24 protein-coding genes and 1 tRNA gene are annotated in these 23,135 nt (G+C 60.6%); 8 read left to right on the forward strand and 17 right to left on the reverse strand.

The window, feature by feature from the left end; genetic code table 11:
* The first annotated feature begins 19 nt into the window (after positions 1–19).
* Positions 20–1,216, forward strand: a complete 1,197-nt coding sequence (locus FGS76_RS00140) for a PDDEXK-like family protein (protein WP_170214366.1) — start codon at positions 20–22, stop codon at positions 1,214–1,216.
* 257 nt (positions 1,217–1,473) lie between these two features.
* On the opposite strand, the gene FGS76_RS00145 is transcribed toward FGS76_RS00140, so the two are convergent.
* The 5 genes from FGS76_RS00145 to FGS76_RS00165 all read right to left on the reverse strand — a co-directional run bounded on the left by FGS76_RS00145 (position 1,474) and on the right by FGS76_RS00165 (position 5,084).
* On the reverse strand, positions 1,474–2,127 hold the full coding sequence (locus FGS76_RS00145) for a hypothetical protein (protein WP_138770610.1): 654 nt from the start codon (positions 2,125–2,127) through the stop codon (positions 1,474–1,476).
* An 86-nt stretch (positions 2,128–2,213) separates the two neighbouring features.
* A complete protein-coding gene (locus tag FGS76_RS00150; protein ID WP_138770611.1) occupies positions 2,214–3,197 on the reverse strand; it encodes a hypothetical protein in 984 nt (327 codons plus the stop codon).
* A gap of 8 nt (positions 3,198–3,205) precedes the next feature.
* Entirely contained in the window at positions 3,206–3,526 is a 321-nt protein-coding gene (locus FGS76_RS00155; protein ID WP_205717131.1) for a hypothetical protein, read from the reverse strand.
* An 81-nt stretch (positions 3,527–3,607) separates the two neighbouring features.
* The gene (locus FGS76_RS00160) at positions 3,608–4,825 is read right to left on the reverse strand and encodes a coiled-coil domain-containing protein (protein WP_138770612.1); all 1,218 of its coding nucleotides are present in this window, start codon (positions 4,823–4,825) and stop codon (positions 3,608–3,610) included.
* 10 nt (positions 4,826–4,835) lie between these two features.
* On the reverse strand, positions 4,836–5,084 hold the full coding sequence (locus tag FGS76_RS00165; RefSeq protein ID WP_138770613.1) for a hypothetical protein: 249 nt from the start codon (positions 5,082–5,084) through the stop codon (positions 4,836–4,838).
* Between the two features lie 509 nt (positions 5,085–5,593).
* On the opposite strand from FGS76_RS00165, the gene parS reads away from it, so the two are divergent.
* The gene (parS, locus tag FGS76_RS00170) at positions 5,594–6,043 is read left to right on the forward strand and encodes a type II RES/Xre toxin-antitoxin system antitoxin (RefSeq protein WP_138770614.1); all 450 of its coding nucleotides are present in this window, start codon (positions 5,594–5,596) and stop codon (positions 6,041–6,043) included.
* Positions 6,040–6,504, forward strand: coding sequence for an RES family NAD+ phosphorylase (locus FGS76_RS00175; RefSeq protein ID WP_138770615.1), 465 nt, complete (start codon positions 6,040–6,042; stop codon positions 6,502–6,504). The genes parS and FGS76_RS00175 overlap by 4 nt, the downstream gene beginning before the upstream one ends.
* On the opposite strand, the gene FGS76_RS00180 is transcribed toward FGS76_RS00175, so the two are convergent.
* From FGS76_RS00180 to rpsU, 6 genes are all read right to left on the reverse strand, one after another.
* Positions 6,505–7,707, reverse strand: a complete 1,203-nt coding sequence (locus FGS76_RS00180; protein WP_138770616.1) for a tyrosine-type recombinase/integrase — start codon at positions 7,705–7,707, stop codon at positions 6,505–6,507. It lies immediately after the preceding gene.
* 206 nt (positions 7,708–7,913) lie between these two features.
* Positions 7,914–7,990: transfer RNA gene (locus FGS76_RS00185), tRNA-Ile, on the reverse strand.
* Positions 7,991–8,153: 163 nt separating this feature from the next.
* A complete protein-coding gene (gene rpoD, locus FGS76_RS00190) occupies positions 8,154–10,073 on the reverse strand; it encodes an RNA polymerase sigma factor RpoD (protein WP_138770617.1) in 1,920 nt (639 codons plus the stop codon).
* Between the two features lie 145 nt (positions 10,074–10,218).
* The gene (gene dnaG / locus FGS76_RS00195; RefSeq protein WP_138770618.1) at positions 10,219–12,141 is read right to left on the reverse strand and encodes a DNA primase; all 1,923 of its coding nucleotides are present in this window, start codon (positions 12,139–12,141) and stop codon (positions 10,219–10,221) included.
* Between the two features lie 56 nt (positions 12,142–12,197).
* Positions 12,198–12,644 (reverse strand): GatB/YqeY domain-containing protein, encoded by a 447-nt coding sequence (locus FGS76_RS00200; RefSeq protein WP_138770619.1) that lies wholly within the window; start codon positions 12,642–12,644, stop codon positions 12,198–12,200.
* Between the two features lie 39 nt (positions 12,645–12,683).
* Positions 12,684–12,899, reverse strand: a complete 216-nt coding sequence (gene rpsU, locus FGS76_RS00205; RefSeq protein WP_014993329.1) for a 30S ribosomal protein S21 — start codon at positions 12,897–12,899, stop codon at positions 12,684–12,686.
* Between the two features lie 196 nt (positions 12,900–13,095).
* Here rpsU and tsaD point away from each other — a divergent pair, with 196 nt between their 5' ends.
* On the forward strand, positions 13,096–14,127 hold the full coding sequence (gene tsaD, locus FGS76_RS00210; RefSeq protein WP_138770620.1) for a tRNA (adenosine(37)-N6)-threonylcarbamoyltransferase complex transferase subunit TsaD: 1,032 nt from the start codon (positions 13,096–13,098) through the stop codon (positions 14,125–14,127).
* An 80-nt stretch (positions 14,128–14,207) separates the two neighbouring features.
* Here the strand turns inward: tsaD and plsY are convergent, their stop codons facing one another.
* Complete coding sequence (plsY, locus tag FGS76_RS00215) at positions 14,208–14,786, reverse strand: glycerol-3-phosphate 1-O-acyltransferase PlsY (RefSeq protein ID WP_240692328.1); 579 nt, start codon at positions 14,784–14,786, stop codon at positions 14,208–14,210.
* Between the two features lie 82 nt (positions 14,787–14,868).
* On the opposite strand from plsY, the gene folB reads away from it, so the two are divergent.
* Both folB and folK read left to right on the forward strand, forming a co-directional pair.
* On the forward strand, positions 14,869–15,225 hold the full coding sequence (folB, locus tag FGS76_RS00220; protein WP_138770622.1) for a dihydroneopterin aldolase: 357 nt from the start codon (positions 14,869–14,871) through the stop codon (positions 15,223–15,225).
* Entirely contained in the window at positions 15,225–15,716 is a 492-nt protein-coding gene (folK, locus tag FGS76_RS00225; protein WP_138770623.1) for a 2-amino-4-hydroxy-6-hydroxymethyldihydropteridine diphosphokinase, read from the forward strand. Before folB ends, folK begins: the two co-directional genes overlap by 1 nt.
* Before the next feature lie 3 nt (positions 15,717–15,719).
* Here the strand turns inward: folK and FGS76_RS00230 are convergent, their stop codons facing one another.
* From FGS76_RS00230 to FGS76_RS00250, 5 genes are all read right to left on the reverse strand, one after another.
* On the reverse strand, positions 15,720–16,658 hold the full coding sequence (locus FGS76_RS00230; RefSeq protein WP_138770624.1) for a hypothetical protein: 939 nt from the start codon (positions 16,656–16,658) through the stop codon (positions 15,720–15,722).
* Positions 16,659–16,817: 159 nt separating this feature from the next.
* Positions 16,818–17,744, reverse strand: coding sequence for a hypothetical protein (locus tag FGS76_RS00235; protein WP_138770625.1), 927 nt, complete (start codon positions 17,742–17,744; stop codon positions 16,818–16,820).
* Positions 17,745–17,825: 81 nt separating this feature from the next.
* A complete protein-coding gene (locus FGS76_RS00240) occupies positions 17,826–18,704 on the reverse strand; it encodes a hypothetical protein (protein ID WP_138770626.1) in 879 nt (292 codons plus the stop codon).
* A gap of 334 nt (positions 18,705–19,038) precedes the next feature.
* Positions 19,039–19,776, reverse strand: a complete 738-nt coding sequence (locus FGS76_RS00245) for a pteridine reductase (RefSeq protein WP_205717132.1) — start codon at positions 19,774–19,776, stop codon at positions 19,039–19,041.
* Positions 19,773–21,005 (reverse strand): multifunctional CCA addition/repair protein, encoded by a 1,233-nt coding sequence (locus FGS76_RS00250; RefSeq protein WP_138770627.1) that lies wholly within the window; start codon positions 21,003–21,005, stop codon positions 19,773–19,775. The genes FGS76_RS00245 and FGS76_RS00250 overlap by 4 nt, the downstream gene beginning before the upstream one ends.
* 158 nt (positions 21,006–21,163) lie before the next feature.
* Between FGS76_RS00250 and FGS76_RS00255 the strand changes: the two genes are divergently transcribed.
* Both FGS76_RS00255 and FGS76_RS00260 read left to right on the forward strand, forming a co-directional pair.
* Complete coding sequence (locus FGS76_RS00255) at positions 21,164–22,087, forward strand: DMT family transporter (RefSeq protein WP_138770628.1); 924 nt, start codon at positions 21,164–21,166, stop codon at positions 22,085–22,087.
* A 62-nt stretch (positions 22,088–22,149) separates the two neighbouring features.
* Positions 22,150–23,127 (forward strand): NAD(P)H-dependent flavin oxidoreductase, encoded by a 978-nt coding sequence (locus FGS76_RS00260; RefSeq protein WP_138770629.1) that lies wholly within the window; start codon positions 22,150–22,152, stop codon positions 23,125–23,127.
* Positions 23,128–23,135 lie beyond the last annotated feature (8 nt).

Genomic DNA, 23,135 nt, shown 5'->3' on the forward strand with positions numbered 1-23,135 from the left:
GTGTCAGAGCCTCCGGGCGATGTCGTATACAGAGAAGCCTAACCTTCTAACGCTGCTTTTCGCGGTACACGATGAGGTTCGCTTGCACACACCGCTACTGGGGTGGTTGCTGGACCCGAAAGGGGATCACGGCTTAGGAAAGGAGCCTCTGAGCCGCTTCTTATCCATGCTGGAAATTGATGACGCTGGCGCCGACTACGCCCAGGTCTGGCGTGAACGGTCTTTCCCTGAGCATGGTCGGGTCGATCTGATGATCCGGCTGCCCGGTTGCTGCTTGGTGATCGAGAATAAGCTATACGCGGCCGATCAAGAAGCTCAGCTATGGCGCTACCAGCAGGTGCTAGCAGCCGAGGCGGTACCACCCGTAACCTCACATCTGTTTTATCTGACGCTAGACGGCTGTGAACCGTCTCCCATCTCTGTTTCAGCCCCGTCCGGGTCCGGCGATATGCCGGGGCTGGAAGAAGGCAGCTATCAGTGCATCAGCTACGAGACTGAGATTCACTCTTGGCTAACTGGCCTGTTGGAATGGACGTCCGATAAGCAGGAAAAAGGCCGGATTCACCATATCCTGACGCAGTACAACGAAGTTCTAATGGAGTCTATCGGCATGCACTCGCGAGAAGAGGCATTGAGCGAACTGAATAGCAGCGGGTTGATGGATCACGTAGTCGCTAATCAGGGCGATGTAACCACATTGGCGAGCCTAACCCGCTCCGTCTTCTTCTTGCACGCCAGGCTGCTTGAGGAATTGATCGAGGGAGTACATCAGGCGCTAGAGAAAGAGCCTCGCCTGGAAAGAGTAAAATCGCCGGAGCGCTGGAGCGAGCTTGACTGGGGGATCTATGAAGGCTGGGCGAGGGGAAGGACGCCTAGTGGCTACCGGTTCTACCGTATACATGGTGTGCGCGACCGAAAACTAGAGAACCTGCACTTGGTTGTGGGCCTGGACGCGTCAGACAGGTTTTGGGTAGGTCTGGGGCGTTTCGAGGGAGGGAAGCACGCTGAGGTGCCCGCTGACCACAATCGCTTCGTGGACATCGAGGGAGCGACGCACAATAACTGGTGGCTGAGCTGGGTTACGATTCAGGAAGTGGACCCAGCGCAGTTTGATGGCGACATCGGAGTCGGAAGGTTGGCAAAACCGGAGGTAAAAACTGCCATTATTAACCGAATAAAAGATATTTTCAGGCATTATGTAAGGGAAATCGGATAATGTGATCTTTAATATGACGTTTCCATGCCGTGCTACAAAGAGCAGGGGATCCAGTGGCCAAGGAGCACTATACAGCAGGGATGTCTATCTCTATAGGCATAGAGAAAGCAACCTCCCTGTAGTCGAGTGAGAGGTTTTGTCTAGAAAGTCCTGCCTATCCGATAAGGGATTTTTGGGTGTGACATTTAATCGGAGATCGATAAATAATTGGGTAGACGATGTTTATTAAGGGCGCAAGTTGTATGGTGGCGATTAAGTCACCGCATTAGCCTTTGTCTTTCCATGAACCCAAAGTGGGTCGAGTACCAATTTTTATATATTTCGTAAAAGCTATCGCGTGGGTCGGTAAGAACCCGGCTATAGTATCCAAAGCCCGTCATTAAAGGGATATGGTAAATGTCCTTCGCACGACCGAAGTAATAGAAGCAGTCTCGAAGATTTAGAGCTTCCCGCGCTTCTCTCCTATTCATTGAAGCCAAAATAGTGGCATCGATGATCTGGCCGTTTTCAAGCGTAATCCACGCATGTGCATCAGCCGGCACACCAACTGGTTCGCCAGAATCATTAAATTTAATTTTATAGCCTTCCCGAAGTTCCTTCTTAAGTTTCTGCTTCGACATTCCGACATAAAGGTCGTCTTGTATCTGGACATCTCCGATAGTAACGACATGCCGGATCTTGAGATCGAAAAGAACATACGATACTTCTCGTATGGCTGGGAAGCAGTTCCCTGGAAGAATGTCGGTGCTTTTTACGAAATCGGAAAAGTCTTCTGCCAGAGCGCTTACGACCTGATCCATGTCGATCTCCAGGCGGTCGTCAATTTTAAGCGGATAATTTAACTGAGGGTCGGTATGCTTATTTGTCCAGTCTTGCGCAGCGTAAAATTGTTTTGCGTAATCATTAAACATTATGCATCCCTACAATACGGCTGATCTTGTAATGTGAAAATCGATAATTGTCTGCAGCATCGCGCTAGAGTTTTCCTGCTATGATGCTATCGTCGAATGTCGTCAATAATAATTTCATCGGGCGCGGCCCACCACCACTCTTTGGGCAGTGGCGGCGACCATGTAGATGGGTCGCATTCCCAAGAACCGTAAGGGTCCATGACCGTAAAATTCATCTTTAAATCCTGCCGGTCTGCGGCGAAAAAGCCACCTTTCGTACCCGTTGTACCATACGGGGGCTTCCAAAGATCCCGGCGCGCCACGTCATGTGATCGCCAGTGCATCTTGTTCATGAGCACGTCATAGGCGGCCTGTTCCATCCTTGGAATACACGCTGCGACGTCCGTCTCTATAAGAAAATCATTTCGCTTGTCCGCGTGAGTCAAAGGATCTCGCATCTGAATCCACTGGCCTATTTCCGACTTTGTGTAGCCATACTCCTCATGGAGAAAATCAAAGAGAGGCTCGACGAGGTTTCTTGATGTCTTAGAGAACCCTCGTTCGAACAGCCGGTATATATCATGGAACTTTCCAACCGAATGCTCGTGCGTGATTACCTCCGAAAGAAGCGAAACACCATCAGGCCGATCAGAGAGCCTGGTAACAACTAGCTCGAAGGGGATATTTAACGGAGAGCATTGAAAAAAACGCGGCGCCTGGGGATAGAGAATGCCGCTGGACTCATTAAGCCAACTGCGTTCACCCGCCGAATCCGGGATCAAAGCGACGGCAGGAAGTGGTGACATAATTCGGCGTTTACAGCCGGTAGACACAGTTAGAAGGTTTGCGATATTCTCTATCGCAAACTCAAGCGCCTTTCTCGCTTTGTCATTGATGACAACCCGTCCCTCGAGCGTGCGCTTGGGCTGGTAGGCAAGAGGGCCTGTTGCCGCGAGTAATAGCTGTATCTCATCGCCGGCATCTCTTGCTCTGAGAACTTCTACCTTCATGAGTTTTGACTCGAAAGCCCAGCGGCGCCGATCCTCTGTCAACTCTGGTAGGTAGACGGTTGCTAAGCGTGCTAATTGCATTCTCTGCTTTACTTAATGTGAAACTCAGTTGCCGCCGGAAGACGCATGCCGTCCCCGGTCGTCTGAGCATATGAGCGATCCGTTATAACCCAAGGATCAGTGCAGATTAGAAGCTCAATGCCTTCGTCATGAATAGTCTTTTTGGCCTCTTCGAGCGCTGCCGCCTCGGTTTTGAATTCGTCATCCCAGATCGTGGATGTACCAAACTCATCGATGATCTCCAGATTCCAACCGCCATCATCACCACGACAAATCTCGACCTTGACGGTTTTGCCATCAGCGCTCAGGTACTGGCTTAAAGGGCTCATCTCAATTTGATGATTTTGCATTTTTACTCTCCTGACTGACTCATTATAAATAAGGCCACCGTCGCTGGGAAAGCTACGGAGTCCGGTCGAGTGATGTTGACTTCACTCTCTGAACGTTTCTGAGATGTCAAGGTCGTGGATTAGGAGCCGTCCCGCGACGATTTCATGACGAATCACCCGGCGATCCCGAATGGCTGCCTTCTCACCAAATTCCGCGAATCTATCATTGCTAACTATGAAAGTAGTGTTGTCAGAATCTGCGAGATCTATGATGGTTTCATCTGCCATGATACCAGTCGCAACGATGTGTACTTGAATATCACCACCTAAAATATCCCGAATATCCGAATCATCACTATCGAGTGCTCGCCGGATTGAAGCATCGAATATCAATACAACCTCATATTCAGAAGCAAGAATGGGAACCAACGGCTTCAAGGCTGAAAGGCCTATGAATACGTCGCCTTGGTAACTCAGATTGTTGCCGTCAAGTATGAGTTTTTTAATATGTCTTGCGGTTTTTTCCGCGATATTTTTTGCTCGTTTTTCCAGTTTTTCAATATCGCGGTCGAGGCGACGTATTTCGGATTCCTTTTTTGCGATTACTTTCCTTGGGCTGCCTGTTCCGAAAATCTCCTCGCATTTCTGGTGTGACCTGGCGCGCTGATACGGAGATTCTGCATCTGATAATTCCCCATCCAATCTCTGGGCCTGGCGCTTGGCGGAGGCAGCTTCGGCCTTTTTCTTCTTCGTGTCGCGAATTTGGTTGACTACAGGGGCCAGTGCTGCATCCACTTTCTTCTTTTTTTGGGCTATCCGTTCTAATTCTATTTCTTGTCGATATAACTTGCTTTCAAGTGTGGTGCGATTTGCGATATAGGCGCTGAAATCAAAGTTCTTGTATTTCTCGATCTCCTCAGTTTTGGTACGGCTCTGTTCCTCCAGGTCTTTCAGTTGAACTTCTGTTATCGAAGCATTTTTCTTCGCAGACTCTAGGTTTTTCTTCATCGCCTCTATGAGGCCGCGAAGATCTCGCTGCTTTGCATCAAACCAATTCTTAGGATTCCACAGGCTGGTAAGGGATTCCGATTTTTTTCCAATGGCTTCTTCAATTCTTTGAATTTCGCTGCGTATCCGTGTGTAGTATTTAGACTGGAGCTGCAACTTATTTTTTAGGCCATCGTGGATGTCGGTTAAAATGTTCAGGTCGGTGCTCTCATACCAGTCCGCCTCGTCTCTAATCGCTTTGAGATTAGAACGTAGTTCTAGAGCCCTAGTTTCACAATTCTGTAGTTTATTGTTAAAGGGGTTGAGCGTCATATGGCCAATCCTAAGCCGTTGCGGCAGTAAAACCAGCAGTAAGCCCAGTCATCGAAGCAATTGCCCGGCCAGTCCCAACAGTCGCGACAGCGCTATAGATTACACCTCCTATTGCGCCTATACATACCCCCCAGGCAACCTTCCCGGCGGCTCGAAGTTTGAACGTTTTTTTGGCTAGATCTCCTTTAATCTCTATTGTTTCTTCGTTATTTTTTGAGGCCTCGCCAAGCTCGGCTTCAGTTTTTACTTTCTTGGCCATGGTCAAATCTCTAATCGACTCATTCATCTTTAATAGGTGCTAGGCCGCGTGCGCGCATATTGAATACGGCGCGATCTATCATGGCGTTAGCGTTTCTTTCTGCCGACCCTCCGGGCAGACCGTCAAAGAATAAAAACGTGACCGGCCTCACAAGTCAACACTTGTAGCTGTGTGTCGCGAAAGCACAAATACCTGTCGGCAGGTCGCTAGAAAAGTAATGACGAACTAGCTCTAAGAGCGCCTATCGCCCATTCAATACAGCGATTACTCTCATTACTCGCTATCACAGCTGCTATCTTTTGATGTGTTTTTCTCTTTCGCAAGGTTGTGGGTCGGGCGAGAGGAGCGCTTTTGTCCGGAGGGAAGGTAGTGTCCCTACCATTTGATCGAGGAGTGTCCGTTATCTGGCACGCACAGGGGGAGTGACAGGCCGGTAAACGGGTAATTGCTTCCCATGGTTGAAGTGATACCATGGAGTGGTATCAGGTGATCAAGGCAGGAAAGGAAAGATGGCAGCCGATCTGAGCGAGTATCAAGCGACCCAGAAGATGAATGCTGGTTTCTGGAAGTTGGTTGGGATTCCCGCGCGCGGCGCGGAGTTACACAAAGCTTTGCGTGAGGGGGTTCCCTACGTTGTTTATAAGCAGTTGGTGTCGGTGGCCGGTCTGGAGCACCAGGAGTTGGCCCGGTATCTGGTGATCCCGCCCGCCACGTTGCGACGACGGGCCAAGGCCGGGAAGTTCAAGGTGGAAGAGAGCGATCGCCTGTACCGCTTCGCGGAGGTGCTTAAAGCGGCCATCGATCTGTTTGAAGGTGATCGTGAGCGGGCTGTGCACTGGTTGTCTAACCCCGTGCGGGGGCTGGGAGATCGGCGCCCCGTGGACATGTTGGCCACGTCCGCCGAAGTGGAGGCCGTACTGGACCTGATCGGCCGGCTTGAGCACGGCGTCTTCGCATGAGTGGGATTGCTGCGTATCGGCTGGTTAAGCGTAAGTGGCTGGATACCGTCTTCGACGGCGAAGGCGCGCGGCGCTTTGGCGGGCGGTGGAACAGTCGTGGCAAGTCTTGCGTGTATCTGGCGGGCTCTGAATCTCTGGCGCTGCTGGAGGTGATGGTCCATTTGGATGATTACAGTTTGCTGCAGCACTACGCGCTGCTGGAGGTGCGCTTACCGGAGGACCAGGTGCTGCGGTTGCCGGAATCCGACCTGCCTGGCGATTGGCGTGACGAACCGGCGCCTCCGTCCACGGCGGAGTTGGGTGATGGTTGGTTGGACGGCCAGAGCAGCCTGGTGCTCGCGGTGCCGAGCGTGGTGGTGCCCCGTGAGTGGAATTACCTGCTTAACCCGGGCCATCCTGGGTATGAGCGCCTGGTTGCGGGCGCGAAGGAGGTGAATTTCGAGCCGGATGTTCGTCTATAGCTAGCTGCGGACGTTCCGCAAACCTTCCAGATAGTCGGCCCACGTTTGCATCATTTTGCGGCGCTCCTCCAGCCACTGGGTCCGGTTGTAGGCCCGGCCGTGAACGTCGCGCACCCGGTGGGCCATCTGCATTTCGATGATGGCCACCGGAAAGCGCAGCTCTTCTTCCAGCAGTGTTCTGGCCGTGGCGCGGAAGCCGTGCCCCGTCATGGTGTCCTTGTAGCCGAGGTTGATGAGGGCCGCTGTGACGGCGTTTTCGCTCATGGGGCGTGCTCTTGAGCGGGCACTGGGGAAGACGTACGGGCTTCGTCCATTGATAGGCTCCAGCTCCCGGAGGATCTCGATCGCCTGATCGGCCAAGGGCACGATCAGAGGGTCGCTATTTTTCGTTCTTTGCGCGCTCCACTGGGCTTTCTGCCAGTCGATCTGATCCCATTGCATCTGGCGCAGATCGCCAGGGCGCAGGAAGAACAGCGGCGCCAGCTTCAGGGCGGCAGAGACCGTGGGCGTGCCCTCGTAACCCCACAGAACGCGCAACAGATCGCCGAGTTGCTCGGGGTCGGTGATGGCGGCGTAGTGCTTGACGCTCGGGGAGCGCAGCAGACCACGCAAATCCACGGTGATATCACGCTCGGCTTTGCCGATGCCCACGGCGTACCGGAAGACCTGGCCGATGATGGTCTTGAGTCGGTGCGCGTTGTCCACATGGCCTTTCTGCTCAATGCGTCGAAGGGTGCTGAGTGCATCCGGTGGGGTGATGTCGCGGATCGGCATGCGACCGATATAAGGGAAAAGATGCATCTCCATCCGGCGAAGATTCTTGGGGTGCGTGGTGGCGCCTACCTCATGTTTGTGGATGGTTTCGTACCACTCCAGGGCGATGCTCTGAAAGGTGTCTGCGGTTTCCGTCTGTCGCCGTCGCTGTTCCATACGGCGGTAATCCACGGGGTCGATACCTTGATCGAGCAACTTGAGAGCTTCGTCGCGCGCGGCTCTGGCTTCCTTGAGGCTGGTGCGGGGGTAGCTGCCGAGGGTGAGGGTGCGCTCTTTGCCGTGGAATCGGTAACGCAGCCACCAAGCTTTAGAGGTGGGGCGAACCACCAGGGTGAGGCCACCGCCATCCGCCAACTTTCTTTGCCGGGCGCCTTCCGTGGTGGCGTTCCTGGCCTCTTTGTCCGTGAGTTTATGGATACCCTTGTTCATAGTTTTCCTTGTTGTGGGTATGGCTCCGATCATCCGGTGAAATCGCTGTGGGTATGGACCTTAGCAAGGGCGCCATACCCACAGCAATACCCGCACTCAAGTCGGATGCCACAGGATGCTATCGGAAGGGATAGGAACAAAATTCTTTAATTATCAGATACTTGCGAGGGCTTTTGGGCTTTGCGGGAATTCTTCGGAAGGGGAGATGGTGGGCCCACCAGGACTTGAACCTGGAACCAACGGATTATGAGTCCGCTGCTCTAACCAATTGAGCTATAGGCCCTTTGGAAGGGTTGTTATCGCGACTGAAGCGGAACGCCGCCCGGTCGCTCCTACGGGGTAGTGGAGCTTTGGTAGGAGCGGCTTTAGCCGCGATTGTTTTTCTGTCCCCTAAAAACAAACGGCCCGGGCGGCGGTGCCGTCCGGGCCGGTAGTTATAAACCAGCTTACATGTCCGCGTCCAGGAAACTGCGGAGGTGCTCGCTGCGCGAGGGGTGGCGCAGCTTGCGCAGGGCCTTGGCTTCGATCTGGCGAATCCGCTCCCGGGTGACGTCGAACTGCTTGCCGACTTCTTCCAGGGTGTGGTCCGTGTTCATGTCGATGCCGAAGCGCATGCGCAGCACCTTGGCTTCCCGGGCGGTGAGGTTGGCCAGCACTTCCCGGGTGGCTTCTTCCAGGCCCAGGGAGGTGGCGGAGTCCACCGGGGAGTCCATGTTGCCGTCCTCGATAAAGTCGCCCAGGCTGGAATCCTCGTCGTCGCCGATGGGGGTTTCCATGGAGATCGGTTCCTTGGCGATCTTCAGTACCTTGCGGACTTTGTCTTCCGGCATTTCCAGGCGCACGCCCAGTTCTTCCGGGGTCGGCTCGCGACCCATTTCCTGGAGCATCTGGCGCTGCACGCGGTTGATCTTGTTGATCGTCTCTATCATGTGCACCGGAATCCGGATGGTGCGGGCCTGGTCCGCGATGGAGCGGGTGATGGCCTGCCGGATCCACCAGGTGGCATAGGTGGAGAACTTGTAACCACGGCGGTATTCGAACTTGTCCACCGCCTTCATCAGACCGATGTTGCCTTCCTGGATCAGGTCCAGGAACTGCAGGCCCCGGTTGGTGTACTTCTTGGCGATGGAGATCACCAGACGCAGGTTGGCCTCGACCATTTCCTTCTTGGCGCGGCGGGCCTTGGCTTCACCGATGGAGATGCGACGGTTGATCTCCTTGATGTCCGCCACCGGCAGGCCGACGATTTCTTCCAGGGTGCTGATCTTGCGCTGGTTGCGCTGGATGTCTTCCTTCATCAGCGACAGCTTGTCGCTGTAGTCCTTGGCTTTCTTGCCCTTGAGCTGGCTGTCCACCCAGTCGATGTTGGTTTCGTTGCCCGGGAACACCTTGATGAAGTCGCGGCGCGGCATGCCGGCGCGGCGGATCGCCAGGGTCATGATCTGGCGTTCGAACTTGCGGGTGGTGTCCAGGTGGTTACGGGCGGCGTTGAGCAGCTCGTCATAGATGCGCGGCACCAGCTTGAACAGGGTGAAGTGTTCAGCCAGGGATTCCAGGGCCTTGCCGGTGCTGGCGTGGTCGCGGCCGTTACGCTTCAGCGAGCGCAGCACTTTTTCCTGGCGCTTGCGCAGTTCGGCGAAGCGCTCCGCGGCCAGAATCGGGTCCAGACCGCCTTCATCTTCCTCGGACTCGTCGTCGTCCTTGTCCTTTTCCTTATCGTCCTCTTCCTCGTCGTCGTCCTCTTCCTTTTCCTTCTCTTTTTGCTTCTTGGCGGCCTCTTCTTCCTCCTTCTTCTTCTGGCTGAAGCGAGGCTCCTTGTTGGCGTTGGTAGCGGCGGCGCCGTCGTCGTTGGGGTCCAGGTAGCCGGCGATCACGTCGGTGAGCTTGCGCTCCTCGTCGGTGATGCGCTGATATTCGTCGAGCACCATGTCCACCGCGCCGGGCCAGTAGGCCAGGGCGTGCATCACTTCGCGGGTGCCTTCCTCGATGCGCTTGGCGATTTCGATCTCGCCTTCACGGGTCAGCAGTTCCACGGTACCCATTTCGCGCATGTACATGCGCACCGGGTCGGTGGTGCGGCCGGGCTCGTTCTCCACGGAGGCGAGCACGGCGGCGGCTTCCTCGGCGGCCATCTCGTCGGTGCTTTCGGCACTCTCGTCCATCATGATCTGATCGGCATCGGTGGCTTTTTCAACCACGGAGATGCCCATGTCATTGATCATCTGGATGATGTCTTCCACCTGGTCCGTATCGGTAATGGAGTCGGGCAGGTGGTCGTTCACCTCGGCGTAGGTCAGGTAGCCCTGTTCCTTGCCCAGCGCGATCAGCTGCTTCAGCTGTGATTGCTGCTGTTTTTGAGTGCTCATGCGTAAAGCCCGTAGGTTGACGAGGTGTCTTTGGGAAACGGCGTATTATACGTGGATATGGGGGTCGGAGCCAGTTTGCTCAAGGCCCCGTGCCTGTCTTGGCGTGGCGAGGGCACCCGGGCCGGCCTTCACGCGGGCGGCCGTTTCAGCGGTCCCGGGCCGACGCCTCGCGGGCCCGGTGCCGTGCGTCGGCCAGGGCCCGGATCAGCTCGCCGAGCCGGGAGGCATCAGGGTTGGGGCGCCGTTGCTCATCTTCAAGGGCCTGCTCCAGGGCCATGGTGTGCAGATGCTGCAGGGCATCTTCCCAGTAGAGGCGCGCCACCCGGGCGTCCATGGGCGGTTTGAGCGCCTCGCGGAGCAGGGTGGACAGGTCCTCGCCCTGGTCCAGGGCCATCGCCGAACCGAGCAGCGCCGCCGGCGAATCCGGTTGCTCCCGGGCGGCGCCGGCCACCTGGATCAGCAGGTCCTTCTGCGCCAGGTTCAGGTGCTCCAGCCCGTCCGGCAGCGGCCGCTCCTCCAGCACCTGGGGGTGGGAAAGCAGCACCAGCACCAGCCGTTCCACCAGGGTCAGGCCACCGCCGCTTCTGGGCGCGCGGCGCGGGCGGGAGGGACGGGCCTGGTGCTCCGGTGGGGCGGGCTGGTCCCAGTCCGGCGGCGGGCCCGGGTCATGATCCGGCGGCGGGCCGTCCTGCCAGGGGGCCGGGTCCTGGGCGTCCCGGCGCGGCGGCGGCGCCTCGGCGGGGGCGCGCCGGGTCGGCAGGCTCTCGCGCAGCTTCTCCAGGGAGGAACGCTCCAGGCGGGTAAGCCGCGCCAGTTCTTCCTCCAGCAGGGCCCGGTAGACCGGGCCCGCCGGCTTGTCGAGGAACGGCAGCGCCAGCCGCGCCAGCCGCGCCCGGCCGTCCACGGTGTTCAGATCCAGCCCCTCTGACAGGTGACTGAACAGGTAGGTGGCCAGAGTATCGGCCTTGTCAGTAAGTGCTAACAACGCCTCCGGGCCTTGCGCTCTCACCAGGGTGTCCGGGTCTTCCCCCTCCGGCAGGAACAGGAAGCGGGCCTGCTTGCCGTCGTCCAGAGCCGGCAGCGTCGATTCCAGCGCCCGCCAGGCGGCGCGCCGGCCGGCGTTGTCGCCGTCGAAGCAGAACACCACTTCGTTGACCTGCCGGAACAGGGTGTGGCAGTGGTCCTCGCTGGTGGCGGTGCCCAGGGTGGCCACCGCGTTGGGCACGCCGTGCTGGGCCAGGGCGATCACGTCCATGTAGCCTTCCACCACGTAGAGCCGGTCGGTTTTGTCGCGGCTCTGGCGCCATTCCCAAAGCCCGTACAGCTCCTTGCCCTTGTGGAACACGGGGGTTTCCGGGCTGTTCAGGTACTTGGGTTTGCCGTCGCCGAGCACCCGGCCGCCGAAGCCGATGGTGCGGCCCCGGCTGTCGCGGATCGGAAACTGGATGCGGTCGCGGAATTTGTCGTAGGTGCGGCCGCTGTCTTCCTTGCGCACCAGCAGGCCGGCGGTGAGCGCCTGTTCGATGCCATCGTTGTCCAGGCTCAGGCCCTGGCTCAGGTTGTCGTAGCCCGGTGGCGCGAAGCCCAGCCCGTAGCGGGCGGCGATCTCGCCGGTGAGGCCACGGCCTTTCAGGTAATGCACCGCCTTCTGTCGGTCCGGGGCGCTCTTGAGCTGCTGGCGGTAGAAGCGTTCCGCCCGGGTCAGCAGGTCGTAGAGGGTCTGCAGCCGGTCCCGTTTGGCCCTTTCCTTGCGCGGGTCGTGACCGTCCTCCCGGGGAATTTCCAGGCCGGCGCGGGTGGCCAGCTGTTCCACCGCCTCGGGAAAGTTGAGGTGGTCGTATTCCATCAGGAAGCCCACCGCGTTGCCGGAGGCGCCGCAGCCGAAGCAGTAGTAGAACTGCTTGTCCGGGGCCACCGTGAAGGAGGGCGTTTTTTCCTGGTGGAAGGGGCAGCAGGCGGAATAGTTGCGGCCGGTCTTCTTCAGCGGCACACGGGCGTCGATCAACGCCACCAGATCGGTGCGAGCGAGAAGATCCTGGATGAAGTGTTCGGGAATGCGGCCGGCCATGGAAGGAAATCTTCCTCTTGGTAACGCGCCGGATCAAGCTATGGCGCGGGCCAGCGCTAGTTCAGGCGTTGTTTGACCTTGCCGCTGACGGCGCCGATGTCGGCGCGGCCCTGCAGTCGCGGCTTGAGCACGCCCATCACCTTGCCCATGTCCTGCATGCCGGCGGCACCGGTTTGCGCCACGGCGTCGTCGATCAGGGCATCGATTTCGGCATCGGTGAGAGGGGTGGGCAGGAACTCCTGGAGCACCGCCATTTCCGCTTCCTCGGTCTCGGCCAGATCGTTCCGGCCGGCGTCGCGGTACTGCTGGGCGGCGTCCTTGCGCTGCTTGATCTGCTTGTCGAGCAGCGCAAGGATGCGCGCGTCGTCCAACTCAATCCGTTCGTCCACCTCGACCTGTTTGATCGCGGCGGTGGCCATGCGCAGGGTGCCCAGCCGGGCCTTGTCCCGAGCGCGCATGGCGTCCTTGACGGCGGTGTTGAGTTGATCCTTGAGCGCGCTCATTACAGCATCGGCACGCCGGGCGGGCGCCCGGCGGAAGCCTTAGTACAGGCGCTTACGCGCCAGCTGTTCGCGCTGGAGCTTCTTCAGGTGACGCTTTACAGCGGCGGCACGCTTGCGCTTACGCTCCTGAGTGGGCTTCTCGTAGTTCTCACGACGACGGACTTCGGAGAGCACACCGGCTTTTTCGCAGGAACGTTTGAAACGGCGCAGGGCCACGTCGAAGGGTTCGCCTTCTTTCACTTTCACCTGAGGCATGAAGTATCACCTACCTTAAAGATTACGGTTAATTGGAGCTGCCGGGGCTCAGGTGTCCCTCGGGCAACCGGTCGGCCACCCGGGCAGCAGGGCGCGAATTCTACCTTAGCTCGGAGAAAATGCAAAGCCGGGGCCGGAGCGGTATCATGCGCCCCCGGCGGGGCATTGCGCCCGGGCCGGTGAAACGGGAGCAAAAATGCGCGTATTGGGCATCGAATCCAGCTGCGACGAGACCGGCGTGGCCCTCTATGACACCGAACGTGGCCTGCTCGGCCAGGCCCTGTTCAGCCAGATCGACATGCACGCCGCCTACGGGGGCGTGGTGCCGGAACTGGCCAGCCGCGACCATGTGCGGCGGTTGCTGCCGCTGGTGCGCCAGGTGCTCAGCGAGGCGGGCTGCGGCCCGGAGCAGGTGGACGGCGTGGCCTTCACCGCCGGGCCCGGGCTGGCCGGGGCGCTGCTGGTGGGCGCCGGCGTGGGCCGGTCCCTGGCCTACGGCTGGGGCGTGCCGGCGGTGGCGGTGCATCATATGGAAGGCCATCTGCTGGCGCCGTTGCTGGAGGAAGACGGTCCGGCGTTCCCGTTCGTGGCGCTGCTGGTCAGCGGCGGCCATTCCCTGCTGCTGGAAGCCCGCGCCCTGGGCGACTATCGCCCCCTGGGCGAGTCCGTGGACGACGCCGCCGGCGAGGCCTTCGACAAGGTCGCCAAGATGATGGGCCTGGGTTACCCCGGTGGCCCGCGGGTGGCCGCCCTGGCGGAAAAGGGCCAGGCGGGCCGGTTCCGCTTTCCCCGGCCGATGACCGACCGGCCCGGCCTGGACATGAGCTTTTCCGGCCTCAAGACCTTTACCCTCAACACCATTAATGACCTGGGCGGCGCCGAGGCGCTGTCCGACCAGGACCGGGCGGACATCGCCCTGGCCTTCCAGGACGCGGTGGTGGATACGCTGGTGATCAAATGCCGGCGGGCCATGGAGCAGACCGGCGGCGAGCGGCTGGTGGTGGCCGGCGGGGTGAGCGCCAACCGGGCGCTGCGCGAGAAGCTGGACGCGGCCATGGCCAAGCGGGGTGTGCGGGTTTTTTATCCGGGCCTGGCCTATTGCACCGACAACGGCGCCATGATCGCCTACGCCGGTGCCCTGCGGCTGGTGGCCGGCGAACACAGCGGCCTGCCCATTGCCGTGCGGCCGCGCTGGCCGCTGGCGGAATTGGCGCCGCTGCCGGCCTGATCGCGGGCCTTTTCGCGACTGAAGTCGCTCCTACGGGTGGGGCCGTGCGCCGTAGGAGCGACTTCAGTCGCGATCCCCTCCTATCCCTTCCGGCGAAACCCCAACTCCTCACCACTGAGCAGCTTGGCCAGATTGCTGCGGTGGCGGAACACCATGATGGCGGTGAGCGCCACCATCGGCCAGAACGCCGCCGGCAGCCAGAACCACAGGCTGATCGGCGCCGCCACGAAGGCGCTCAGCGACGCCACCGAGGAAATCCGCGTTACCGCGAACACCACCAGCCACACCGCGCCGGCCACCAGCCCGCTGGGCCAGTGCAACGGGAACAGCAGGCCGAAGGCGGTGGCCACGCCCTTGCCGCCCCGGAACTGGAAAAACACCGGAAACAGATGGCCGAGAAAGGCGCAGAAGCCCACCATGGCGGCGCCGAACGCGTTCATGCCCAGCCCGTAGGCCACCGCCACCGGAATCGTGCCCTTGAGCACATCGCCCAGCAGCGTCAGGGCGGCGGCGGGCTTGCCGCCGATGCGCAACACATTGGTGGCGCCCGGGTTGCTGGAGCCCTGGGTGCGCGGGTCCGGATAGCCGAACAGCCGGCACACCAGAATGGCACTGGAAATCGATCCCAGCAGATAGGCCGCCGCGCACAAAGGCAGCAACCAGACTCCGCTTTCCTGTAATGCTAAGGTGTCCACCGGCTATAATCCCGCTACGAAATCCCGGGCATTATCAAGGACCAGCATGGACATCGTCTATATCAGCGACCTGAAGGTCGACACGGTGATCGGCATCTACGACTGGGAGCGCCGCATCCGCCAGACCGTCAGCCTCGACCTGGAGATGGCCACCGACATCCGTCGTGCCGCCGCCAGCGACCAGATCGACGACGCGCTCAACTACAAGGCCATCGGCAAGCGCATCATTCAGTACATCGAGGACAGCGACTTCCAGCTGGTGGAAACCCTGGCGGAACGGGTGGCGGAGCTGGTGCGCGACGAGTTCGGCGTCACCTGGCTGAAGCTGCGGCTGAGCAAGCCCGGTGCCCTGCGCGGTTCCCGGGACGTGGGGGTGATTATCGAGCGGGGGGAGCGCGCCTGATGCCCAGGGTTTATCTGAGCCTCGGCTCCAATATCGACCGCGAACACAACATTCGCTCCGGCCTCAACCAACTGGCCGCTGAATTCGGTGAGCTGGGCCTGAGCCCGGTGTACGAAAGCGAAGCGGTGGGTTTCAGCGGTGATGCCTTCTATAACCTGGTGGCGTCCCTGGACATGGACCTGCCGGTGGGCGAGCTGGCTGAGCGCCTGCACGCCATCGAGCGGGCCCACGGCCGGGTACGCGGCGAAAAGAAATTCGCCAGCCGCACCCTGGACATCGACATCCTCACCTGCGGCGACCTCACCGGCGACATCGACGGCGTGGAACTGCCCCGGGGCGAGATCCTCAAGCACGCCTTCGTGCTGCGTCCGCTGGCCGATTTGGCTCCCACCGCCGAGCATCCGGTGCTGAAGCGCACCTATGCGGCGCTGCTCGAGGACTACCGCTTCCCCGAACAGCGCCTGTGGCAGGTGCCGTTCGTCTGGCCTTGAACCCTAGAAGATGAAACTGCCCCCGGCCCACGCCAGGAAACCGTCGCAATCGTAGGTTTGGGTGACACCATTCAGGGTCACCAGGATGGTCTCGTTGTCGGTGATGGCCAGGTTCAACGAGGTGCCTTCGCTGCCTTCGATGGTCACGTCTCCGCTGTCGGGGCAGTTGATCGCCATGTCATCGTGTGAATGGTAGAGCGTGATATGGGTGGTGAGCGTGACGCTGCCCTGCAGTGGGGTGTCAGAGCCCAGTTGCCCGTTCATAGTCAGCGATTCGGGGCCGCGCCCTCCCTCTCCGATTTCAAGATTGAAGTCCTTGAAGCTCCAGTTTGCAGAGACCTGCTCCGGGCTTTGGCTGTCACCTTGCCGGTAGGTGGTCGTCAGGGTGCCGCTGAGATCACGGATCCCGCTGATTCCCGAGCCATAGGGTGACGGTGTGATATGCGCGGTGCCGTTTGCCGTGAATGTCTCCTCCGAATACGGATCCGAGTACAGAGTACGCAGCGAGTAGTCTTCCATGGTCATGGTGAACGGTGAAAGTTGCTGTTCGTTGTCGAACGAAAACCGGACCAGGCCATCCGCGAAGATCATTTCGTAGAAGTCCTCGACCAGGCAGTTGTCAAACAGCACACGGTCGGGGAGTTCACCGGTCATGGCGCTTTCCATGGTTCCCTCGGGGTCGTTCACGCAGCTGCCCCGGCTGGCGCCCATGCTGGTGTACATGATTAGCTCGAACACTGTCCCGGGGATGCGGTAGGGCATATCCATCAGCGTCAGTCGCAACGCCTCCGCGGCGTTTTCGTCGCTGAGCACCAGGGTGTTGGCGTTCGCCGGGCTTGGTTCGGGTGCCCGGTTATCGGACGAATCGTTACAGGCGGACAGCAGGGCGCAGAGGCCGAGCAAGCCCACGGATGATGCAGAGAGAGATTTTTTGATAAGCATTTTTTGTTGCCCCCAAAGGCAAAAGGGTTCGGATCGCTGATACCCGTGGGCATCCGCTTCCGAATCCGGTTTCGCAATCAATTATGGTAAAAGCGTGGAGAGGGGCGCCGGCTTTCACCGGCGTCCCGTGCTGATGAATTCCGCCAGGCGGGCTCAGCCTTAAAGCAGCAACGGGCCGATGGCCTCCGTGACCCACTGCTCGAATTCCTCGCAGGTGTAATGGGTGCCCACGCCGTTCAGGGTGATCAGGATGTCATCGGGCTCCACCACGGTCAGGTTCAGGCTGGTGCCCTCACCGCCTTGCAAGGTGAGGTCCCCCTGGGTCGGGCAGAGCTGGTAGACAAACGGGGTGATCGGTGCATGGGTGACCAGGGTGATGGAGCCACCGGTTAGACCCACCTGGCCTGAAAGCTCCATGACCGGGCCCGTGCCCTGGTCGGACACTCGTTGGGTGTAGTCTTTCAGCACCCAGTTAAAATCTCCGCCTTGTCGCTCGTTGTTTTGCTCAACATCAATCAAATAGCTCATGGTGCCGTTCATATTCTCGAAATTCGGGCTTTCCAGGCCGCTCTCAAAGTTGACTGGCATGACACCGTCGAAGCGAAAGACGATGCGGCTATTCATTTCACTCTGAGGGTTCCCGTCCTCGATCAAGACACTATAGTCATCGGCCTTGATCAGGCTGGGCGGGGACTCCCCGTCATCGCTGGAATATTCGATACTCAGCGCCCCGTCCACGGTGATGCGATTGTCCGGGCCGTTTTCCTCCACAACGCAATCGTTCGCCGTCAATCGCGCCGGACGTCCTTGTTCATCCTCGACCACCGAGCCTTGTCCGCTCAGACAGGTGCCCTCGTCCATTAGATTATTGATCGGGAAGAAGAGCGTCTGCGGGCCGAAAAGCAGGAAACCGTTCAGCACCAGAATGTCACCGGTGACCCGGGCCGCATTGTCTTCGGTGAGGACCAGAGCGCCGGTGGATGCCTCCGGCTCCGGATCGGGTCGATAGTTGTCATCGTTGCAAGCGGACAGCAGCAAGGATGCGGCCAGAAGTGCCGCCATGGCGTGGTGTTTTTCAAGTTTCATTTCAAATTGCCCCCCTCAGAGCGTGGACCCGGCCAGGCTGAGCCAATAGTGGGTGGCCATGACCGGGGTTGGTGGTAGTAATCAGTGATTGATAAAGGCCAGGTATTCGGCGCAGGTGCGTTCTGGCTGCGCCACGCCGTTAACGGACACCACGATATGGTCTTCGCCATTAAAGGTGGCGCTGGTGTAGCTGCCGTCCGCGGCGGTGAGCGTCATAGTGCCGGAGATGGCACAGGATGAGTTGGACGGGCGGCGCAGGCCGTCGCTGCCGGTGTCCACGATCAGGTAGGTATCGCTGCCCGGCAGGCTGATGCCGCCGTTCATGATCTGGATGATATCGGTGCCGCTCACCGAGCTCTGGACCTGGAAGTCCTGGAAGCCCATGGCCACTTCTTGGCTGTCGGAGGGAAACTCGCGGACAAACTCATACTGGCCGTTAGCGGTGTAGCTGGGCGGAGAGGCCGGGCCATCTGGAAAGTCCATGGTGCCGTCGAATCGGACCACCTGATGCTCCGCGCCAAGCACCGTCTCCTCGGAAAACTCGCCCATGATCAGGCGCACCAAAGTGCCTTGCGCGTCGTACTCGAACGTCACCACGCCGTCGGTAAGTGAAGAAAAGCCGGGGCCGAAATCTTCGCTGCAAGCGTTGTAGGTGATGCGTGAAGCGCGCTGATTCCCATCGGTCTCCACCAAAACGTCGCCACCACTGAAGCACGGGCCAGTGGTCGCCTGGTTGGCCAGCACGGGACCGTAATTGATGATCTTTGGTGCCGCGAAAAAGCTCTCGGTGGACTGTTCCAGCGCCGCTGGCGCGCTGGTTTCGGTAACGGTGGGTTCTCCCGGCGCCGGGTCCGGCCGGTAGTTGTCGTCTTCACAGGCGGTGAGCAATACGGACGCGCACAGCACGGCAGGCACACCCCAGCCGATCGCCGGAGTGCGACAATAAGAATAAAGTCTCATTTTTCCCTATCCCAAGGCAATTTTTTATTAATTTCTGTATTTTTTGAGCAATAAAAGCTCTCAAAAGAAGGTTAGCCGCGAAAGAGCCAAAAGAGAACCGAATTTTTGTGGATACAGGAATGCCGCCGGTGCCGCTCGGGGTGCCGCTCGGGGTCGGACCTCGGCAAGTCATTGAATTAATTGAGTTAGATGAGCTTTATGGCGGGTATTTTGGGGCTTGGAAGGCTTTTGGGCTGTCGTGCAAGCAGCCTAAGGCCTGTGAATCTATCCGTTATATGAGGTTTTTTCTTATAAATCAGCGGGTTGTGGTGGTCCGACCCGGTCAGGTGCCCGGTCAGGTGCCGGCCAGGGCGAGGGAGCGGCCGCCGTCCACGGCCAGGATCTGGCCGGTGACGTAGGGGGCGTCCAGGGCCAGCCAGGTGACGGCGCCGGCGATGTCTTGCGGGTCGCCGGCCCGTTTCAGGGCGCTGGCCTTGAGCACGGCGTCCTGGTCGGCGCCGCCCTGTTCCGGCCACAGGATCGGGCCCGGGGCCACGCCGTTGACGCGCACCGCCGGGCCCAGGTCGCGGGCCAGGCTTTTGGTCATCATCACCAGGCCGGCCTTGGCCATGCAGTAGAGCGGGTGGTCGGCGAGGGGTTTGTCCGCGTAGACGTCCACCAGGTTGAGAATGGCGCCCTGGCCGGAGCGGGCCAGGTCGTCGGCCAGGGCCTGGCTGAGCAGGAAGGGGGCGCGCAGGTTGCTGTGGATCAGCGCGTCCCAGTCCTGGTCGGTGGCTTCGGCCAGGGGGGTGGGGTAGAAGCTGGAGGCGTTGTTGATCAGCAGGTCCAGGCCGCCGAAGCACTGGCGGGCTTCGCTGGCCAGCCGGCGTACCGCCACCGGGTCGCTCAGGTCCGCCCGCAGGCAGGCAGCGCTGTCCGGTCTGTCGGCGTTGAGTTCCGCCGCCAGGGCGAGGGCCTCGGTTTGGCTGTCCCGGTAGTGGATCACCACCCGGCAGCCTCGGGCGTGCAGGGCGCGCACGATGGCGGCGCCGATGCGTCGGGCGCCGCCGGTGACCAGCGCTATGGCTGTCATCGTTGGAGAAACTCCTTTTTGTATTCCTTGATGGTCTTGAGGCGCTTTTCGTCCAGGGCATGGCCCAGGGCCTGGCCCGCCAGGCCCGCTTCGCGCAGGCCGGTGACGTCCACCTTGCGCACCGCCTCGGCCACGCCGGCCAGGTACTCGCCCTGGGGAAAGGGCGCCCTGGGGTCGGCGGCGCAGGTGCGCGCGTCCGCTTCGCAGGCGGACAGGAAAAATTTCAGCCGCCGGGGGCGGCGCAGCACGTCGAGATTGTGCAGCATTTCCCAGACGTCGGCGGGGCGCAGTTTCAGGGCGCGCTGGGCGCGCCGTTGCCAGCGCACCATGGTGACGGCGGCGTCGGCCAGCTCCCGGGACACTCGCAGGCGCTCGGACATTTCCCGGGCCAGCTGTTCGCCGCGCCGTTCGTGGCCTTTGTGTTCGGGCCAGCCGTCCGGTGGCGTCTCCGCCTTACCCAGATCGTGGCAAAGCAGGGCGTAACGGGACGTCAACGGCAGCTTCTGGCGGGCGGCCTGGGCCAGGCAGCGGTATTGGTGGGTGAGCACGTCCACGGTGGGGTGGTGGTCCGGGCACTGGGGCACGCCGTCCAGGTGCGCCAGCTCGGGAAACAGTTCCGCCAGGGCGCCGCAATCGTGCAGGGTCTGGAAAAAGGCCTGCGGGGATTTTTCCATCAGGGCGCGGTTGGTTTCCTTCCAGACCCGTTCGGCGGGCAGGTGGGCCAGTTCGCCGCTGATGGTGATGCGGGTCATCAGCTCCAGGGTTTCCTCGGCGACCCGGAAGCCCATCCAGCGGTAGCGGGCGGCCAGCCGGGCCACTCGCAGCACCCGCAGCGGGTCCTCGGTGAAGGCCGGTGACACATGGCGCAGCAGGCGGGCCTTGAGGTCGCGCTTGCCGCCGAACGGATCGATGATCTTGCCGTCGGCGGTGCGGGCCATGGCGTTGACGGTCAGGTCCCGGCGGATCAGGTCCTGTTCCAGGGTCACGTCCGGCTCCGCGTGGAACAGGAAGCCGGTGTAGCCGTGGCCGCTCTTGCGCTCGGTGCGCGCCAGCGCGTATTCCTCCCGGGTTTCCGGGTGCAGGAATACGGGGAAATCCTTGCCCACCGGCTTGAAGCCCTGATCGATGAGCTGCTGTGGGGTGGCACCCACCACGACCCAGTCTCGTTCCTTGACCGGCAGGCCCAGCAGTTCGTCACGAACCGCCCCGCCTACTAAATAAATATCCATTTGTTGTCACTCACCCTTTGCAGCAGAATATCTCGCGAGCCGCGGTGCTGTACAAGCCCGCGGCTTTTTTTATGGGTTGTCGTTACAAGCGCATTGTCCCCGGCCATGCGGACCTTCACAAGCTCGCCGGACGGGCTGCACCCTACGCAAGGATTGACATGAATACCTTGGCCGCCTATCTCATCGTGATTGCCGTTTGGGCGACCACGCCATTGGGCATCAAATGGAGTGGCGAAGCGCTGCCGGCGTTCGCCGCCGCCGGCGGGCGGATGGCATTGGCGGCGCTGCTCGGGGTGCTGTGGCTGATGGTGCGCGGCCAGGGGTTGCCGCTGCATCGGCGCGCCCTGTCCAGCTACGGGGCGGCGCTGCCGGGGATTTTCGGGGCCATGGGCTGCAGCTACATGGCGGCGCGGGATCTGCCCTCCGGGTTGCTTTCGGTGGTGTTCGGCATGGCGCCGCTGATCTCCGGGGTGATGTTGCTGGCGGTGCGCGGCGGCGCCCGCTTCAACGGCTGGCACTGGATGGCCTGCCTGCTGGGGCTGGTGGGGCTGGGGCTGGTGTTCGGCGACAGCCTGGCGGCGCTGTTCGGCGGCGGCGCGGCGTTGGAGGGGCGTGGCCGGGGGATGCTGTGGATTCTGGCGGCGGTGAGCCTGTTCGCCCTGTCCGGCATCGTGGTGCAGCGGGTCGGTGCCGGCCTGGCGCCGATGCAGCAGACCGTGGGCGGGCTGATCGGCTCGCTGCCGCTGTACGGTCTGGCCATGCTGATCACCGGGCAGGGGCTGCAGTGGAGCGGCGACCTGCGCGGCCTGGGGGCCATCGTCTATCTGGCGGTGTTCGGTTCCCTGGTGGGGTTCTACTGCTATTTCCTGGTGTTGAGCCGGTTGCCGGCGGCCACGGTGGCGCTGGTCACCCTGATCACGCCGGTGCTGGCCCTGTCGTTGGGGGCCTGGCTCAATGACGAACAGCTCGGGCCACGGGTGCTGGCGGGGGCGGCGGTGATCGTCGCCGCCCTGGGGTTGTATCTGTTTGGCGACCGGCGGGTACGGCGGCAGGTCGTTTCCGCCACAGTCGGTGACGGATAAGATCATTGTATGGTGCCCGGCGGCTGGGTAGGGTCGAGCAACAACATGGGAGAGAGACCTTCATGAAAACGCGTCTTACCGAATTGCTGGGTACCCGTTACCCGATCATCCAGGGTGGCATGCAGAACGTGGGCTACGCGGAGCTGGCCTCCGCGGTGTCCAACGCCGGCGCCCTGGGCGTCATTACCGGCCTGACCCAGCCCACGCCGGAGGACCTGGCCCGGGAAATCGCCCGCTGCCAGGAGATGACCGACCAGCCGTTTGGCGTCAACCTGACCTTGCTGCCGACCATCAAGCCGGTGCCCTACGAGGAATACGCCCGCGCCATCGTCGAGTCCGGGGTAAAAATCGTGGAAACCGCCGGGCGCAGCCCGGAGCCGTTCATGGCGCTGTTCAACGAGCACGGCGTCAAGGTGATCCATAAGTGCACCTCGGTGCGCCATTCCCTGAAAGCCCAGAGCCTGGGCTGCGCGGCGGTGTCCGTGGACGGTTTCGAGTGCGCCGGCCACCCCGGCGAGGACGATGTGACCAACCTGGTGCTGCTGCCCGCCGCCGCCAAGGTGCTGGATATTCCCATGGTCGCTTCCGGTGGCATCGGCACCGGCGCGCAGATGGCCGCTTGCCTGGCCCTGGGCGCCGACGGCATCAACATGGGCACCCGCTTCATGGCCACCAAGGAAGCGCCCATCCACGAGAACATCAAGCGCGCCATCGTCGAGGGCTCCGAGCGCGACACGGCGCTGGTTTACCGGCCCCTGCGCAACACCGCCCGGGTCTACAAGAACAAGGTGGCGGAGCGGGTCAACGAGATCGAGCGCGAAGCCGGCAAGGACATGAAGTTCGAGCTGATCAGCGACATGGTGGCCGGCGCCAAGGGTAAGGTGGCGCTCAAGGAGGGGGATGTGGACTACGGCATCTGGACCAGCGGCATGGTGCAGGGCCTGATTGATTCCATTCCTTCCTGCGAGGAGCTGGTGGCCTCGATCATCGAGGAGTGTAATCAGACTATTCGGCAGCGGTTGGTGGGTCTGCTCGATTAGACTTATCG

This window comes from Alloalcanivorax gelatiniphagus, from assembly GCF_005938655.1.
In the GTDB taxonomy this organism is placed as follows: Bacteria; Pseudomonadota; Gammaproteobacteria; order Pseudomonadales; family Alcanivoracaceae; genus Alloalcanivorax; species Alloalcanivorax gelatiniphagus.